At 67.1% G+C, this 2,543-nt stretch carries 2 protein-coding genes; one reads left to right on the forward strand and one right to left on the reverse strand.

Annotation, left to right across the window (positions count from 1 at the left end):
• Positions 1-178 precede the first annotated feature (178 nt).
• Positions 179-1,075, forward strand: coding sequence for a PHB depolymerase family esterase (locus VEG08_15675; GenBank protein ID HXZ29435.1), 897 nt, complete (start codon positions 179-181; stop codon positions 1,073-1,075).
• A 113-nt stretch (positions 1,076-1,188) separates the two neighbouring features.
• Here VEG08_15675 and VEG08_15680 read toward each other — a convergent pair.
• Positions 1,189-2,543, reverse strand: a 1,355-nt coding sequence (locus tag VEG08_15680) for an MBL fold metallo-hydrolase (GenBank protein ID HXZ29436.1), incomplete at its 5' end; no start/stop codon positions are given.

Here is a 2,543-nt window from a genome sequence, read left to right on the forward strand (position 1 = left end):
TCTGGTGGCCGCGGGCCAGGCCGATTCGCTGGCCGCAGCCCTGCCCCGCGCCGCCCAGTCTCTCGACTCCGGCGCCGCTCAGAAGAAACTCGAAGCGCTGGTGGAGTTCACCAACGCGCACAAACACTGAACATTCACCACAGAGACACAGAGGCACAGAGAATTGCGGAATGCAGATTTGAGATTGCAGATTGTTTGCGCGTTCCTGCTACTCGCGCTGCCCGCGCTGGCCGCGGGGCAGACCGACTCCACCCACACGCTGACCGTGAACGGCGTGCAGCGCGAGTATCTGCTGCACGTCCCTCCGGGGTACGCCAAGGGGCACGCGGCGCCGCTCGTGCTGGTGCTGCACGGCCACGGCGGCGCGCCGCGCGGCACCGCCCGCAACACCGGCATGAGCGCGGAAGCCGACCGCGAAGGCTTCCTGGTCGCCTATCCTGCCGGGCTGAACCGCGGCTGGAACGACGGCCGGGTGGAGGTGGGCGCCACCGCCGACGACGTCGCCTTCCTCGCCGGCGTGATCGACGACGTGGCCGCGCGCTACGACGTGGACCGCAGCCGCATCTTCGCCGCCGGCATCTCCAACGGCGGCTTCATGTCCACGCGCCTGGCCTGCGAGTTGAGCGACCGCATCCGCGCGGTGGGCATCGTAGCGGCCACGCTCTCCGAACCCCTGCGCGCGACCTGCAAGCCCAAGCGCCCGGTAGCGGTGATGATGTTCAACGGCACCGACGATCCGCTGGTGCCCTACGGCGGCGGCAGCATCCGCGGCAATCGCGGAAGAATCCTGGGCGCGGAAGCGACCGCGAGCTTCTGGGCGAAGGAGAACGGCTGCACGGCTGAGCCCGAACGCAGCGATCTGCCCGTGGCCGACTCCGGCGATCCTACCCGCGTCAGCCTGGCACGCTACACCGGCTGCAAGCCGGGCGCCGAGGTCCGGCTCTACACCATCCACGGCGGCGGGCACACCTGGCCCGGCGGACGCCCCTACGCTCCTGCCTTCCTGGTGGGCAAGGTCAGCCGCCAACTCGACGCCGACGAGGTGATGTGGGAGTTCTTCCGCGCGCAGAAGTAACATCCACCACGGAGACACGGAGGCACTGAGAAATGCAGAATTGAGAATGAAGAATGCAGAATGAACACCTCCCTGCACTCATTCTGCATTCTTAATTCTACATTCTGAATTCTCTAGCGCACTTCCACCTTCTGCATCCACTGCGCCACCTCGACCTTCCAGCCCAGGGCGGAGGTCATGGCCATGCGCAGCGCGGAGGAAGCCGCGGGCTCGCCGTGCACTAGGTAGGTGGTGGCGGGCTTGTTCTTGAAGGTGCGCAGCCACTCCAGCAATTCGGGGGTGTCGGCGTGGTCGGAGAACTGCTCCAGCGCCGCCACCTGCGCCCGGATGGGCACCTCCTGGCTGAAGATCCTCACCGCCGCCGCCCCCGACTTGATGATGGCCCCGCGCGTCCCCGGCGCCTGGAAGCCGATGAACAGCACCAGGTTCTTGGGGTCGGGCAGGCGCAGCATCAGGTGATGCAGGATGCGCCCGCCGGTGACCATCCCGCTGGACGAGACGATGATCACCGGGAAGGTAATGTCGTTGATCTTCTTCGACTCTTCCACGGTGGTGGCAAAGTGGAAGTTCTCCCAGGTGAGGGGCGAACCGTGCTTGCCGATGAGCTGCTTGGTCGAGTCGCTGTACTCCTCCGTATGTTTGAGGAAGATCTCGATGGCCTGGATGGCCATGGGGCTGTCGCAGTAGACGGGCAGGCGGGGTACCTCGCCGGCGTCCATCAGTTCCTTGAGCATGAAGACGAACTTCTGCGTGCGCTCCACCGCGAAGGCGGGGACCACCACCGAGCCGCCACGCTTCGCCGCCTCGCGGATGAGCTTGGCCAGCTCGGGGCGCGGGTCGGTGGTGGGATGCAGGCGGTTGCCGTAGGTGGACTCCATCACCACCAGGTCGGCGCTCTCGCCTTCGTAGGGCCCGGAGTGGACGACCTTGCCGGGAGCGATCTGGGCGTCGCGCACCCGCCCGATGTCCCCGCTGAAGAGCAGCCGGCGCGTGGCGCTGCCCGCCTTCAGCGCGACCTCGACCATGGACGACCCCAGAATGTGCGCCGCCCGCACGTAGCGGAAGCTGAGCCCGGGCGCCAGCTCCTTTACGCTCTCGAAGTCCACCTGCTTGAGGTAGCCCAGGCTCTGCTGCGCCTCCTCGAAGCTGTAGAGGGGCAGCGCGGGCTCGTGCTTGGAGGTCTTCTTCTTGTTAGCGTACTCCGCTTCTTCCTCCTGCAGGTGGCCGGAGTCGGGCAGCAGCACCTGGCACAGGTCCACGGTGGGCGGGGTGGCGTAGATGGGCCCGCGGAAGCCCTGCTTCACCAGCCGCGGGATCCAGCCGGAGTGGTCGAGGTGGGCGTGGGTGAGGATGACCGCGTCGATCTCGCGCGCCGGGATGGGGAGGTCGCGCCAGTTGCGCTCCCGCCACTCCTTCTGCCCCTGGAACATGCCGCAATCGATCAGGACCTGGAAGCCCTGGCCGCCGG

It is taken from the genome of Terriglobales bacterium (assembly GCA_035624475.1).
In the GTDB taxonomy this organism is placed as follows: domain Bacteria; phylum Acidobacteriota; class Terriglobia; order Terriglobales; family Acidobacteriaceae; genus DASPRL01.